This window comes from Kitasatospora paranensis, from assembly GCF_039544005.1.
Taxonomy (GTDB): Bacteria; Actinomycetota; Actinomycetes; order Streptomycetales; family Streptomycetaceae; genus Kitasatospora; species Kitasatospora paranensis.
In genome coordinates, this window is sequence record NZ_BAABKV010000001.1 from 212,381 (window position 1) to 226,169 (window position 13,789).

The window sequence follows — 13,789 nt, forward strand, 5'->3', positions numbered from 1 at the left end:
CTTCGACGCTACAAAGAGCGGCGTTCCTGTGAATCCGCCGTTCTGTCGTCACAGTCCCCTACGAAAGTAGGGGAAGGTCGTGGCAGAACGGCGGACGGAGGGGGACCTGCTTCGTGCCTACGATCTACGGGTGAATCGTAAGTACCGCCAGAATCTGGCTTTATACGGCCGATACGGCTTGGTGGGGCTGCTGACTTTGGGATCGGTGCAGAACGGGGCATCGACCGTCGGCGGCCGCTATCTCACGGTCCAGAGTGCCGTGCTGGTGGCGTGCGGTGTGCTCTTGCTGATGCGCCGGGGCCACTGGCTGCTCACTCCCGCGGTGGCGACCGCCGCCGCCGGAGCGTGGGGCTGGGCCGCCCTGCCGGTGCTGGTGCTGGCTCTGTTCGATCTGGCCGCGGCCCGCCACACGCGGGCCGCGGTTGCCTGCGCCGCCGCGGCACTGACCGCGAACGCGATCTTCCCTCCGACTGTGTCCCTATGGCGGCCCCAGCAGTACGGATCCAGCGTGTTCCTGCTGCTGGCCATTGTGGGAGGACTGTGGATGGGCAACCGGCGTCGCCTCGTGCTGGCGATGAGCACACAGATCGAGCACTTGAGGATCGAGCGGGAACTGCGCGAGGACGCTGCACGCATCGCCGAGCGTTCCGCGATCGCGGCGGAGATGCATGACGTGCTCGCCCACCGGCTCAGCCTGATCGCCCTGCACACCGGCGTGCTGGCCACCCGAAAGGACGATCTACCCGCTCCCGTCATCGAACGCCTCGCGCTGCTGCGGACCGCTTCCACGGACGCCCTGACCGACCTGCGTGACGTGCTGGGCGCCCTGCATGCCGGCGCTGGCACAGGCGACGGGCCCGTGCCGGTCATGCGGGACGTCGAAGAGGTGATCGAGGAGGCCAGAAACGCGGGGCAGCACGTCGAGACCGTCGTCGACGGCACACCCGAGCAGGCCCCCGCGGCCCACCGGCTCGCCGTCTTCCGCCTCGCGCGAGAGGCCCTGAGCAACGCCCGCAAACACGCCCCCGACGCACCCGTGCGTGTCCGCATCGACTACCGCCCGCCCGCCACCCTCATCGAAGTCACCAACACACCCGGCGCCCGCACCGCACAGGCCGTGCCCTCCGGTTTCGGCTTGGTGAGCCTGCACGAACGCGTCGAAGCCCTCGGGGGCACCTGGACGCAGGCCCCCACGGCGCCGGCGCCTGGCGAGTGGCTGCGCGCATCCCCCATCCAACCGCCGAGCAGAACGGCCACCACTCGTGATCCGCGCCATGATCGTCGACGACGACGCCCTCGTCCGCCTCGGCCTGACCGACCTCCTCAACACCGACGAGAACATCGACGTCGTCGCCCAGGCCACCGACGGACTGCAGGCCATCGAACTGGCTACCACCCAACGCATCGACGTCGCCCTCGTCGACGTCCGCATGCCCCGCATGGACGGCATTACCGCCATCACCCGACTGCGCGCCCTGCCCCATCCGCCGAAGATCATCACCCTGACCACGTTCGACCTCGACGAATACGTCTACAACGCCCTCGCCGCAGGCGCCGACGGATTCCTCCTCAAAGACACCGACCCGGCCGAGATCCTGCGCGCCGTCCACCTCGTCGCCACAGGCTCCGCCATGCTCCATCCCTCCGCCGCACGCCGCCTCATCGACCGCTACCACCGCACCACACGCCCCCGAACCACTGACGCCGAGAGCCGCATCGCTGCCCTCACTCCCCGGGAAGGCGATGTGTTGGCCCTGCTTGCCGAGGGCGAGACCAACGCCGACATCGCACACCGCCTCGGCATGCGCGAGAGCACCGTCAAAGCCCACGTAAGCCGCATCCTGACCACCCTCGACGTCACCAACCGGGTGCAGGCAGCCCTCCTCGCACGCGATGCCGGCCACACACGATGAACAACTCCGGAGGCAGTCGCGGAGGGACACGCCTGAAAGATCGTGTAAGTCCGTGATGTGACGGTCTGGCCGGAGGCTCGGCCTCGGGCCTCTGGCCAGGCGGAACGGGCGAGTCATGACGGAGAAGACGTTGCCGAGTGCTGCGGCGACCGGGGAGGCGTTGGTCGGCGAGGTCGTCGAGCGGTTGATGGACAGCGCGGACGCCTCCGGGGCGGCCCTACTGGGCGAGGGCGGGCTGCTGACGGAAATCACCCGGGCCGCGCTGGAGCGGGCCCTGGAAGCGGAGAAGGCAGAGCACCTGGGCTACGAGATGACCCGGCAGGTCGCGGCTCGGGCAATTCCCGCAGTAGGACCTCGCTCAAAACCGTGCTCCCCGATGTCGGCGCGGTCACCGCGGCGGTGCCCCGGGATCGCAACGGCGACTTCGAACCGCAGCTGGTGCCGAGGAGCGGGCGGCGGGTGGCCGGGTTCAACGACCGGATTCTGTCGCTGTATGCGCGCGGCATGAGTGTGCAGGACATCCGCTCGCACTTGGCCCAAATCTACGGGGTCGAGGTCAGTCGGGATTTGATCAGCAAGCTCACCGACGCGATCGTCGACGAGCTGGTGAGCCGGCAGAACCGCCCGCTGGACGCTGTCTGGCCGATCATCTACATCGACGCGCTGTGGGTGAAGATCCGGTCCGGCTCGGTGGTTTCCAAACCGGTCCACCTGGCCGTCGGCGTCGACATGGACCGGCGCAAGGACGTGCTGGGGTGTGGGTCGGTGACGGCGGCGAGGGCGCCACCACGTGGATGGCCGTGCTGACCGAACTGCGCAACGGCGGCATCGAGGACGTGTGCATCGTCTGCTGCGACGGGTTGAAGGGTCTGCCCGACGCGGTGACCGCGATCTGGCCTCGTGCGACGGTCCAGACGTGCGTGATCCACCTGGTCCGCACATCATTGCGGCTCTCCTCGAGCAAGGACCACTCCACGCTGGTCTCGGCCCTGCGGGCTGTCTGTATCGCGCCGACAGAGCAGGCCGCCCAACGGGCCCTCGATCAGTTCACTGCTTCCGAGCTGGGCGAACGCTACCCGGCCGTGGCCCGCACCTGGCGGACGGCCTGGAGCGAGTTCACGCCCTACCTCGCGTTTCCGCCAGCCATAAGGAGGGTTGTCTACTCGACGGACATGGTCGAGTCGATCAACTCCCGGCTCCGGAAGGCGACCCGCAACCGCGGCCACTTCCCCTCCGAGCAGGCCGCATTGAAGCTGCTCTACCTTGCGGTCCGAGAACAGATCGACCCGAAGGCACGCGACGTCAACCACGTCGCCACACACCGGAAGGAGGCGCTGAACCAGTTCTCACTATTCTTCGCGGACCGGCTCAGCATGCGACAGCCCCTTGCGACTTACACGAAGTCGCTGACACGCCCGGGTCATCGGGCGCCGGACCGGTCCTCGAAGAACAGCGAGGACCGGTCCGGCGCCCGATGACCCAGTGTGACCTGCGCGGAGTCGCTGTCACTTCTGATTGTTCACGGTTTGGCGGTGGGTGGTTATGGGGTGGTGAGTCGGAGGGTGGTGAGGGCGTGCGGGGGCATGGGGAGGTGGAGGGGGCCGGGGGCGTGGGGTATGTCGGTGGGTGTTTCGTCGAGGCGGGTGGGGGTGGCGCGGGTGTGGGGTGGGAGGTCGATGTGGGCGGTGGCGGGGTGTCGGGTGGGGTTGGAGATCCGCAGGATCAAACCGTTACCGTCCTCGGCGCATTTGAGTGCGGTCAGGCGGGCGCCGCGGATCCGCAGGCCGGGGTGGCGGGTGGGGGCGGGGTCCGTGCCGGGGCGGAGCTGGAGGGCGCACAGGGGCACGGTGGCGTGGTCGGCGAGGTCGGCGAGTGCGCTGTCGTGGTGGGCGGGGGTGCCGGTGGTGAGGGTGAGGTGCCAGCTGTGGGGGCGGTGGCACTGGGCCTGGGGGTGGCGAGCATGGGGCCGGCGCCGGTGGTGCGGGTGGTCAGGTCGAAGCGGGAGAGCCAGCCGACGGAGCGCAGAAGGGTGATGACGAGTTCGTCGTGTCCGGAGGGGCTGGCGTCGGCGGCGATGCCGGTGCGTTCGGGCAGGCCGGCGGCGGCGACGGCGATCCGGTGCGGGCCGTGGCCGATCGCGGCGACGCTCTGGACGGGAGCGCAGCCGTGTTCGGCCTCGTGGGCGCGTTCAGTGGGCAGAGGGCCGAGGTCGGGGCCGACGGGGTGGTCGATGAGGCTGTAGTGGGTGTCGGCGGTCCACCACCGTGCCCCCGGACCGGAGTCGGACGTGGGATCGGGGGTGGGGGTGGGGGTGGGGGTGGGGAAGTGGACGCGCAGGCGGTGGTCGTCGGCGGTGTTGTCCAGGGACAGCGTCCAGTTCAGCGGGTCCTGGCCGGACCACCGCTCGACGGTGATCGTCAGCGGGACGGGCGTGGTGCGGGTGCCGCGGGCGGCGCGGTCGGGGGCCAGGCCGGCCGGCAGGTCGAGGACCGCGGACAACTCCAGCACCGTACGGACCGGGCTGGTGCGGCGGCGGGCGCAGGTCAGCCGCGGGGTGAGCGGGGTGTCGTGGGGGACGGGGTCGAAGTTGTAGGTGTCGCCGCGGTCGCCCTCGTCGCGCAGGGTCGCCAGACCCGGCATGCTCGTGCCGTCGGGCAGGTGCAGGGTCAGTGACGCGTCGGCCGCGGCCGCCAGCACCGACCCGTCGGGGAGGTCGAGCGTGGCGACGCCGTCCTCGAGGACGGCGGCCGCGTGCGGTGCGGGTTCCCCGCCCAGGACCACCGTGTGGACGGCGCTTCCCAGCGCCGGCACGTCGGCCGCCAGCAGCCGCAGCCGGTGCACCAGCACGGGCCGGGAATCGGGCAGCAGGTCGAGGTCCGCCTCGAACGCGGTCTCCTCCCCCACCACCTCCGCCTCGAACGGCACCCGGGCCCCGTTCGGACCGTGGACCGCTGCGGGGTGGCGCCCTGGCGCGGTCCGCACCTCGACCGTCACCGGCCCGGTGAACGTGTCCGGATGCGGGTTCAGCACCACGAACCGCGCCCGCTCCACCTCGGGGTCCCCGTACAGGCGGGTGTCCAGGCCCGCCGCGCCCAGGGCCCGCCCGACCAGATGCCCGGCCGTCTGGCCGACCCGCTCGAAGCGGACCTCGTTCTCCCGGTGCACCTCGTCCACACTGCACCCGCAGATCGAGTCGTGCGGCGAGTTGCGCAGCAGCAGCTCCCACGCGTGCCGCAGCTCCGCGGCGAGCGTGGCGTCCTCAGGTGCGTGCAGGGCCAGCAGAGGCTCCACCCAGCGCTCCAGCGCCGTCTGGGCGGCGGCGTTGGCCTGCTTGAGGTACATTCGGGCCGACAGCGTGCCGGGCAGCAGGAACGTCAGCCGGCCCGGCCGGTGCCGCAAGGCGCCCTCGACCAGCGGCACGCCCCCGCGGTCCGCCGCGGCCCGCACCTCGGCGAAGAACCCGGCCAGTGTGCTCTCGCGCAGCACCACACCCTGCTCGTCGGCGGCGGCCGCCACGGAGGCGATCGCCCCCACCGGATCCGAGGGGGCGAGGTGGTCCCCGCCGTTCATCAGCAGCCACGGCCCGGGCGTGGCTCGGCCGCGCTCGGCGGCGGCAAAATCCGACATGCGCTGCGCCCGGCCCGCCGCGCCGTCAGCTCCCGGCCACAGGACCTCGGCCTCGTGATAGCCCTGGTTCGCGGCCAGGACCTCGGAGCCGTCCGGTGAACGCCACCGGAACCTCGCCAGCCCCGCCGGAGCCCCCCGCCACACCAGAGCCATGTCCATCCCGAACCCGTTCAGGATCCGCGGCAGATCCGCCGGATGCCCGAACGTGTCCGGGCAATACCCCACATCGGCAAGCGCACCCACCCGTGCCCCCCACCGCCGCGCCGTCAACAGATTCCGCACCAGGTTCTCACCCGACACCAGCTGATTGTCCGCCAGCACATGCCAAGGACCCAGCGTCAACCGCCCCGCCCGCGCATGGCCGGCGAGCCGATCCGCGAGATCCGGACGCAACGCCTCGATGTCCGCCAACACGATCGTCTGCCCGTCCAGATGGAAGGTCGACATCCGGCCGTCGTCGAGCTCCTCGCAGATCCGCTCGGCGAGCTCGACCAGCCGCGCGCGGAACGACTCGAACGGTCGGTACCACTCCCGGTCCCAATGCACATGCGTCACCACATGGCAGTCCACTGTCGTCGGCTGCGCGGTGGCGGCGTCGTCCGTTCCGTGGTCGGTGAGGTTGGTCACGGCTGGTCCTCCGGAGTGGTGTGGGCCGCGAGCGCGGCAGAGAAACGAGCGGTCAACGCGGCCGGGCGGGTGATCGCCCCGCCGACCACCACTGTGTGCGCCCCCGCCGCAATCGCCGCGGACGCTTCGTCGGGGGTGGAGATCCGGCCCTCGGCGACGACCGGCACCAACAGGGCCGCGGCCAGCGCCCGCACCAGATCCAGGTCCGGCCCCGGCACATCCGGGCTCTCGGGGGTGTAGCCGGACAGGGTGGTCCCCACGAGATCCGCCCCTGCCTCGGCGGCCGCAACACCCTCCCCGAAGGTCGACACGTCCGCCATCACCAGGACCCCGCACCGGTGCAGCGAAGCAATGGTCTCCGCCAGCGTCAGACCGTCGCGGCGCGGCCGGCCGGTCGCGTCCAGCGCAACGATGTCGGCGCCGGCATCGGCGACGGCAAGGGCGTGCCGCAGGGTCGGCGTGATGTAGACGCCCTCGTCCCCGTCCTTCCACAGGCCGATGATCGGCAGCGAGACGGCCGACCGTACGGCCGCGATGTCCGCCAGGCCGTTCAGCCGTAGCCCCACCGCACCCCCCGCCTCGGCCGCCAACGCGAGCTGCACCATGAAGTGCGGCCCGTGCAACGGCTCGCCGGGCAGTGCCTGGCACGAGACGACGAGGCCACCGGCCAGGCCAGCCGGCAGGGCCGGCCTCCGGGAGGTGCGGGTCACGATGTCGGTGGGCACTGTCTGCTTCTCCTGGTTCGGTTTCCTTCGGCGGACGCCCGCCTCGGGCCCATCCAGAACCCGCAGCACCTCGGCCCCGAGAACGGCAACGACGTCCTGCCACGGCGCTCCGGCGGGCACGGTGTCGGCCACTGCCCCCGCACCCGGGACAAGCGTGTTCGCGGCACCGACCAGCGCCGCCCGCTCCCCCGCGTCCACCGGCTCCGCCGGATCCACCGTCAACCTCCCGGCACGGGCACCCGCGATTCCTCCCGCAGCTGCCAGCAGGTGGCCCGGCACGAACAGAGGATCCGCCGGGTCGAGGTCGGTGAGCCACGCCAGCGGAACCCCGCGCCGCACCAGCCCGAGCTGGGCGAGCGTCAGCTCCTCGCGCCGGGAGACGACGTCGCGCGGTGTCGCACCGCGGGCCAGCGCCTGCGCGGCGAGGACACCCGCGGCCTCGCCCACCGCCCACTCCCCGTGGTGCACCCGGTAGGCCGAGGCGGCCACCTGCGTGGCGGCCAGGTTCTTGGCCGCGGCCAGCAGGTTCACCGGCTCCGCGGGAACAAGCGCCGACAACGGCACCTGGAACGGCGCGGTCGGTGCGTACGCGGACTCGGGATGCCCGATCCTTGCGTGCAGATCCATGTGATAGAAGGCGAGGCCCCCGCTGTCCGGGAGGTTCGCCGCCCGGGCCCGGCCGTCCACCGGCTCCAGGTCCTGCTGACGAACCGGTGTCCTCGACGCCAGACGGCGCGACTCCCGCACGTACGGCTCCACCGCCAGCCCGTCCGGAGCTCCCGCCACGTCCGCCACCAGGCGCAGGCCCGGGTAGCCATACCCGCTACCGTCGTCGCGGGGGCACTCGGTCTGCAGCCAGTGCAGGAACGCCAGCGACAACTGCCGCGACTCGCTCCGGGCCCGCCCGGGCTCGTGGATCAGGGAGGCATCGGCGTAGTCGTTGCCGGACCAGTTGATCAGCGCAACGTCCCGAGTGTCGAACCGGCCACCCTCCAGCAACCGGCGGTATGTCCAGAACGGCGGATGCCCGTCCGGGCCGTCCGTGAACATGCGGTACCGGTGTTGCCGATCGTCCCAGCCCGCGATCTCCAGCGTGAACGGCTGCCCCGCGCGCCACCGCTCGTACCCCACGGGCCGCGGCCCGGTGTGGTCCTCACCCGGGCAGTACTCGACCAGGAACCCCGTGGTACAGGACTGCACGGCATGCGGCTGCGGCCCACCCGGCAGCGCAAGGCTCTCGTCGAACGCCGCCCGGCCCTCCGAACCCACCACCCACGGCGCGCCGGCCAATGGCAGGAGCTCACCACAGTCCGTCGCGTCCAGGAACACCTCTGCACGCACCGTCAGTTCACCGCCCCGCGTGTCGCGCAGGCGGACTTCGCCGATGCTGTCGCACGTCCGCGCGACCCCAACCGGGCGCACGCCCGTCACCACGCGGAGTCGACCGGACTCGCGATGGGGGGCGAGCATCGCGTCGACGACCCGCACCGCGGCGGCCGGCTCGAAGCACAGCCGGCTCACCCAGCCGCCCCCGGGTTGGCCACGCCACCGTACTCCGCGCGCAGTCTGCGGCGCAGCTCACGGTAGGAGGCGGAGGCGCCACCGCGCTCCTCGACGTGGGGATGTTCGTCGAGGGCCGGCACCAGCTGGGTGGTGATCTGACCGCCGAGAACAGACTGCTCGCACGTCAGCACGACGCTCCGCCCGGCGTCCGCGGCGGCCAGTGCCGCCGCCACGCCTCCCAGGCCACCGCCGATGACGGCGACCTCGGCCTGCACCTGTCCGCGGGATGTGTCGTCCTGCCGGTTCATCGGGAGTTCTCCGTGCTGGTGTCGGTCAGGGTGAAGTCGACCTCGAAGGTTCGCGACCAGGGAAGTCGCACCGATGCGGTGTCGACGGTCAGCTGCGCGAATCCGGGCAGTTCGGCACGGCGCGCGACCAGGCCCGCCGCGATGTCGCCGTACACGGTGTGCCCTGGCGGCACATGGTCGTGCCGGGTCGGATCGCTTCCTAGCAGCCTGCGGACGCGGGCCCGCTCACTGCTCATCCACCCCCAGTCCTCGACCAGACGGTGCAGGAGCAGACGGCGGTGGGCCTGTTCATCGAAGTGCCCGGCCCGGCGGGCGGCCACGGCGGCGACGATGTGCGCGGCCACCGTGCCGAGCGTGTTGCCCGCCGTGTTCCAGCCGGCGTACGCCGTCAACCGCTCCAGCACGCGCTCTGCCGCGAGCGCGGCTACCAGCTGGGGGTCGGCGCCGTTGGGCTGGGCGCAGTCGGCGACGGCCACCTCGTGCCCGGCGTCTAGAAGCTCTGCCGCGCGGCGGGCGAGCGCTCGCGCCGCGGTGGGGTCGGTGCCGGAGGGCGGGGCGACAGCCCAGTCGCCGGCGCCGTCCGGGGTATGCACCAGCAGCACCACGTCGGGCGGGGCGCCCTCCCGGCCGCCAGGCGGCGCGGGGTTGCCCCGCACGCCTCCAACTGGCGGGCGGCGGTGGTGCCCACTGGCACGTTCTCGTAGGCGGCGACGCGTTCCAGGCCGGCCGGGTCGGCAGCTTCCACGCGCACCATCGGCGGTGGACCGCCCAGCATGTCCAGCAGGGTGCGGGCAACCAGGGCGGTGCACGCCTCGTCCGCGCCGGGGCGGACGGTGATGCGCTCCCGGAGACCGAGCCAGGAGGTCCACCCGTCCAGCCAGTGCAGCTCCGCTGTGGCCAGACCCTCGACCGCGGTGTCGTCGGCCCCGACCACCAGCGAGCGCAACGTGCCGTCCGCGACCAGCTCCATCGCCGCCAGGTTGACGGCATGGTTGCGGACCCGCCGGGTCACGAAGTCCGCCCGCACCTCGGGCGGCACGGGAGGCTCCCCTCCGGGGGCTGCCGACCGTGCCGGGTCGCCGCAGGCGCGGTGGAGTGCGGCGGACAGCCGGTGCAGGGCCGGCCCGTGCGGGTCCCAGTAGTCGGGTTCCTCCATGGCGTCGGACGAATCCGGGGTCCGCGTGATCAGCGTGACGGCACGGACCGGGGTGCCGCGCGCGGCAAGTATCCCGAGCGGCTGCCAGGCCGCGGTGACCGCAGCGACGGAGGCGGGCCGGGTACGCGAGGCGATGAGTCCGCCGAATCCGAGCGTCTCCAGCGACACCACGGCGGCGTCCGCGGCCGTGGCTGTGAGCCACTCCCCGATCAGCTGTGGGCTGCCCGGGCGACGCAGCGAGGGCATCGCCGTGGCAGGCGGAACCAACAGGTCCACCCCGGCCACTGCGGCCACCAGGCGCGGCAGCCGGGCACAGGCGGGTCGTTCGTCCAGTGGGACCAGGGCGATCCGGGGGCGGCTCACAGGACGACCTCGTTCCGCTCGGTGCTGGCCGGGTGGGCGAGCAGCGTCCGGGCCTCTACTGCGGCCCCGATCAGCACGGCATCGGCGTCCATGGACGAGCGCACTACCGGCACGCGGGTCAGCAGGGGAAGGGCGTTCCTGGTGAGGGCCTCGCGCAGTCCGGCCTCGAACCAAGGGCCTGCTGCGGCCGCGCCGCCGCCGAGCACCACCAGGTCGGGGTCCAGCAGCGCGATCACACCGGCGAGGGCGACCCCAAGTGCCGCGCCGCCTGCCTCGATGGCAGCACGGGCCTCCCCGTGCCCGGCGCGGGCCAGGGCCGCCGCGGCCTGCAGATCGGGAATGTCGTGCCCGGGCAGGCGGCGCTGGGCCTCGGCGGTCATCGCGGGTCCGGCCGCGAGCGCCTCCACGTGCCCGCTGGCCCCGCACGGGCATGGGCGGAGCTCGGCGCCCGGAACCGGCACATGCCCGACGTGGCCGGCCGCGCCGCCGGCGCCGCGCAGGACCCGGCCGTCGACCAGCACCGCGCCACCGATACCGGTGCCGGCCATCACCGCGACGGCGACCGAGGCTCCACGGGCTACGCCGTGGGCGCTCTCACCGGCCAGGAATGCCTGCACATCGCCCAGTACGGTGGCGGGCACCTGGAATTCCTGCTCGGCGGCGTCGGCGACGTCGGTGTCGGCCCAGCCCGGGAGGGCGGACGTCGCGGAGCGGATCCGGCGCCCGGTGGGGTCGACGACGCCCGCCGTTCCGAACCCGACCGCCACCGGCGGGGTGCTGCCCGAGCGCTCGACGGCGTTCTCCGACGCGGTCCGGGCGAGCCGCAGCGCGGCCGCCAGAATTGCCTGGCCCCTGCGCTGCGGGCGTGGGGGCGGTGACCCGGGCGACGAGCCGGCCATCGTCTAGGACGACAGCGGCGCTGGTCTTGGTTCCGCCGATGTCGACGGCGAGCACCGGACCCTTGGCTCCGGTGGGTGACGTGATACTCATGTATGGCGTTCCCGGGTGATGGTGAATCGGAAGTCGTAGCGATCGGCGCGGTAGAGGCTGACGGCCCGTTCGACGGCGCGCCCGCGCGCGTCGCGGGTGACGCGTTCCACGTGCAGGGCGGGGAACTGCGGCGGCACCTTGAGCAGGGCGGCCTGGGCGGCGTCCACCACGGTGGCGCGCACGGTCTGCTCCGCGGATTCGGGAGCCGCGCCGGCCCGCTCGAGCCAGTGGTAGAGCGAGGTGGGCTCGCCGTGGTCGAGAAGCCCCGGCACGAGCGATTCGGGCAGCCAGACGTTCTCGAGACACATGGGCTCTCCGTCGGCGGTCCGCAGCCGCTCGAGGTGGACAAGCGGCGCTCCCGGCTCGACGAACAGGTCCCGCGCATTCACGACGTCCGCCGGGACGCGTTCCATGAGGATCATGCGCCCCGCCGGCGTCATGCGTCGCGCCCGGATGTCCTCGGAGAACGACGTCAGCCGCAAGGACTTGCTGATCGTGTCCCGGTCGGCGACGAAGGTGCCGGAGCCCTGGACACGGTAGATCCGACCCTCCTGGCTGAGCCTCTCGACGGCCCGACGCACCGTGACCCGGCTGACGTCGTAGCGCTGCATCAGCTCGCGCTCGCTGGGAAGCATGTCGTGGGGCGCGGACGCCTCGACCAGGTCCAGCAGCGATCGGCGCAGGATTTCGTGCTTCGGCTCGCGGGCCGGGGGACGGCCGCAGCCACGCCCGGTCGTACGGTCCCACGGCTGCCGTCCGTTGTGGTACTCATCCCTTGACCGCTCCCTCACCCACGCCACGGAAGAAGAACCGCTGCAGGGCGAAGAACAGCGCCAGCAGCGGCACGACCGCCATCATCGTGCCTGCGGCGATCACCCGCTGGTCGTTCGTGAAGGTGCCGGACAGGTACTGGATGCCGACAGTGAGGGTGTACTTGCTCTGGTCGGAGAGGGAGACCAGCGGCCACAGGAAGTCGTCCCAGCTGAACACGAAGCTGAAGACCGCCACGGCGGCGATGGTGCCGCGCACCGACGGAAGTGCTATGCGCCAGAAGCGCTGCCACTCCCCCGCGCCGTCGAGGATCGCGGCTTCCTCGATCTCGGCGGGAAGCCGGCGGAACGCGTTGCGCATCAGCATCACCGACAGGCCGGAGGCCGCGCCGGGGATCATCACGCCGAGCAGGGTGTTCGTCAGGTGCAGGGAGCGCGCGACGAGGAATTCGGAGACCATGATGCTCTCAAAGGGAATGATCATGGTGGCGAGGAAGATCCCGGTGGCCACCGCCCGACCGCGAAAGCGCATGCGGGCCAGTGCGTATCCGGCCATGGATCCGAGCAGGCAGTTGGTCAGGACGGAGCCGGTCGCCACCAGCAGCGAGTTCCCGGCGTAGCGCAGGACTGGGACGGTGTCGAGGACCTCGGCGTAGTGGTGAAGGGTGGGGTGGGTGGGCAGGAGCTGCGGCGGGTAGCCGAACACCCGCTCGCCGTTGCCCTTCAGCGAGGTCGACAGTTGCCACAGGAACGGTCCGACGGTCAGCGCGAACACGGCCAGGAGCAGCAGGTAGCGCACGGCGAGTCCGCCGGACCGGCGCAGGCGCAGGGATGCGGGGGCTTTGGCCGCTGCGGCGAGGTCGGCGCGGGGCGCGCTGTCGGTGGTGCGGTGCTCGGCCGCCGGGGCGGCGGGGGTCTGTAGCGGCGTCATGCCCGCTCCTCCCGGGTGTTGAGGCGGGTGACGGCCACCGAGAGGCCGAGCGTTCCGAGGAAGAGGACGATGCTCATTGCGGATGCGTATCCGGCTTCGCCTCCGAGACCGAGGCCCACCTCGCGGATGGTGTAGACCAGGGTCCGCGCTTCGCCTCCGGGCCCGGCGCTGCCGTCGCTGAGGGTGAAGACCTCGGCGAAGACCTTGGCGGAGCCGATGGCCGCGAGGGTCGCGACCAGGACCATGGTGGGGCGCACCAGTGGGAGCGTGACGTGGAAGAAGCGTCGGACCGGTCCGGCGCCGTCCACTTCGGCCGCTTCCAGGAGCGACTTGGGGACGTTGGCCAGCGCCGCCAGGTACACCACCATGTAGTAGCCCAGGCCCTTCCACACCGTCATTGCCATGGAGCTGAATAGCAGCAGCCGGGAGTCGGTGAGGAAGGGCAGCGGGGCTGCGATCACGTGGAGGCCTCGCAGGACCGAGTTGACCAGGCCGTCACTGGAGAGCAGCCAGGACCAGATGAGGCCGGCGACGACCATGGAGGCGACGACGGGCGAATAGAACACGGCCCGGAAGAAGCCGATTCCCGCCACCCGCTTCTGCACCAGCAGGGCCAGCCCGAGGGGTAGCGCGACGAGCAGCGGCACGACCACGGCGATGTAGAGCAGAGTGTTGCGAACGGACAGCCAGAACTGGTCGTCGCTCCAGAGCCGGGCGTAGTTGCGGGTCCCCGTGAAGGTGCCGCCGCCCAGGGTGCTGGCGTCGGTGAACGAGAGCACGGCGGTGTTGGCGAACGGCACGATGAAGAAGGCCACGGCCACGGCGAGCGCTGGGAGAAGGAAGAGCCAGGGGACGTACCAGCGTCGGCCGGTCACG

General features: G+C 71.8%; 13 protein-coding genes and 3 pseudogenes. 3 read left to right on the forward strand and 13 right to left on the reverse strand.

Annotation, left to right across the window (positions count from 1 at the left end):
- Positions 1-478: 478 nt before the first annotated feature.
- Entirely contained in the window at positions 479-685 is a 207-nt protein-coding gene (locus ABEB13_RS01115) for a hypothetical protein (protein WP_345703849.1), read from the reverse strand.
- On the opposite strand from ABEB13_RS01115, the pseudogene ABEB13_RS01120 reads away from it, so the two are divergent.
- Positions 665-775, forward strand: a pseudogene (locus ABEB13_RS01120) (histidine kinase); the annotation flags it as partial. The gene ABEB13_RS01115 and the pseudogene ABEB13_RS01120 overlap by 21 nt on opposite strands.
- On the opposite strand, the gene ABEB13_RS01125 reads toward ABEB13_RS01120, so the two are convergent.
- On the reverse strand, positions 740-1,021 hold the full coding sequence (locus ABEB13_RS01125) for a hypothetical protein (protein WP_345703850.1): 282 nt from the start codon (positions 1,019-1,021) through the stop codon (positions 740-742). The pseudogene ABEB13_RS01120 and the gene ABEB13_RS01125 overlap by 36 nt on opposite strands.
- Before the next feature lie 241 nt (positions 1,022-1,262).
- Here ABEB13_RS01125 and ABEB13_RS01130 point away from each other — a divergent pair, with 241 nt between their 5' ends.
- The gene (locus tag ABEB13_RS01130) at positions 1,263-1,913 is read left to right on the forward strand and encodes a response regulator (protein ID WP_345703851.1); all 651 of its coding nucleotides are present in this window, start codon (positions 1,263-1,265) and stop codon (positions 1,911-1,913) included.
- 115 nt (positions 1,914-2,028) lie between these two features.
- A pseudogene (locus ABEB13_RS01135) lies at positions 2,029-3,289 on the forward strand (IS256 family transposase); the annotation flags it as partial.
- 164 nt (positions 3,290-3,453) lie between these two features.
- On the opposite strand, the gene ABEB13_RS40120 reads toward ABEB13_RS01135, so the two are convergent.
- The 11 genes and pseudogenes from ABEB13_RS40120 to ABEB13_RS01185 all read right to left on the reverse strand — a co-directional run bounded on the left by ABEB13_RS40120 (position 3,454) and on the right by ABEB13_RS01185 (position 13,788).
- Positions 3,454-3,759: a glycosyl hydrolase-related protein gene (locus tag ABEB13_RS40120; protein WP_425559843.1), complete on the reverse strand. Its 306-nt coding sequence runs from the start codon at positions 3,757-3,759 to the stop codon at positions 3,454-3,456.
- Positions 3,672-6,167, reverse strand: coding sequence for a glycoside hydrolase family 38 N-terminal domain-containing protein (locus ABEB13_RS01140; RefSeq protein ID WP_345703852.1), 2,496 nt, complete (start codon positions 6,165-6,167; stop codon positions 3,672-3,674). The genes ABEB13_RS40120 and ABEB13_RS01140 overlap by 88 nt, the downstream gene beginning before the upstream one ends.
- Positions 6,164-6,877: an N-acetylmannosamine-6-phosphate 2-epimerase gene (locus ABEB13_RS01145; RefSeq protein ID WP_345709492.1), complete on the reverse strand. Its 714-nt coding sequence runs from the start codon at positions 6,875-6,877 to the stop codon at positions 6,164-6,166. The genes ABEB13_RS01140 and ABEB13_RS01145 overlap by 4 nt, the downstream gene beginning before the upstream one ends.
- 453 nt (positions 6,878-7,330) lie before the next feature.
- Positions 7,331-8,413 (reverse strand): annotated as a pseudogene (locus ABEB13_RS01150) (FAD-dependent oxidoreductase); the annotation flags it as partial.
- Positions 8,410-8,703 (reverse strand): FAD-dependent oxidoreductase, encoded by a 294-nt coding sequence (locus ABEB13_RS01155; protein WP_345703853.1) that lies wholly within the window; start codon positions 8,701-8,703, stop codon positions 8,410-8,412. The pseudogene ABEB13_RS01150 and the gene ABEB13_RS01155, both read right to left, overlap by 4 nt.
- Positions 8,700-9,308 (reverse strand): DUF4127 family protein, encoded by a 609-nt coding sequence (locus tag ABEB13_RS01160; protein WP_345703854.1) that lies wholly within the window; start codon positions 9,306-9,308, stop codon positions 8,700-8,702. Before ABEB13_RS01160 ends, ABEB13_RS01155 begins: the two co-directional genes overlap by 4 nt.
- A complete protein-coding gene (locus tag ABEB13_RS01165; RefSeq protein WP_345703855.1) occupies positions 9,194-10,222 on the reverse strand; it encodes a DUF4127 family protein in 1,029 nt (342 codons plus the stop codon). Before ABEB13_RS01165 ends, ABEB13_RS01160 begins: the two co-directional genes overlap by 115 nt.
- On the reverse strand, positions 10,219-11,121 hold the full coding sequence (locus ABEB13_RS01170; RefSeq protein WP_345703856.1) for an ROK family protein: 903 nt from the start codon (positions 11,119-11,121) through the stop codon (positions 10,219-10,221). The genes ABEB13_RS01165 and ABEB13_RS01170 overlap by 4 nt, the downstream gene beginning before the upstream one ends.
- An 87-nt stretch (positions 11,122-11,208) precedes the next feature.
- Positions 11,209-11,847: a GntR family transcriptional regulator gene (locus ABEB13_RS01175; RefSeq protein WP_345703857.1), complete on the reverse strand. Its 639-nt coding sequence runs from the start codon at positions 11,845-11,847 to the stop codon at positions 11,209-11,211.
- 133 nt (positions 11,848-11,980) lie between these two features.
- Positions 11,981-12,913 carry a carbohydrate ABC transporter permease gene (locus ABEB13_RS01180; protein ID WP_345703858.1) on the reverse strand — a complete coding sequence of 311 codons (933 nt, stop codon included), beginning with the start codon at positions 12,911-12,913 and terminating at the stop codon, positions 11,981-11,983.
- Positions 12,910-13,788: a carbohydrate ABC transporter permease gene (locus ABEB13_RS01185; RefSeq protein WP_345703859.1), complete on the reverse strand. Its 879-nt coding sequence runs from the start codon at positions 13,786-13,788 to the stop codon at positions 12,910-12,912. Before ABEB13_RS01185 ends, ABEB13_RS01180 begins: the two co-directional genes overlap by 4 nt.
- Position 13,789: the final 1 nt, after the last annotated feature.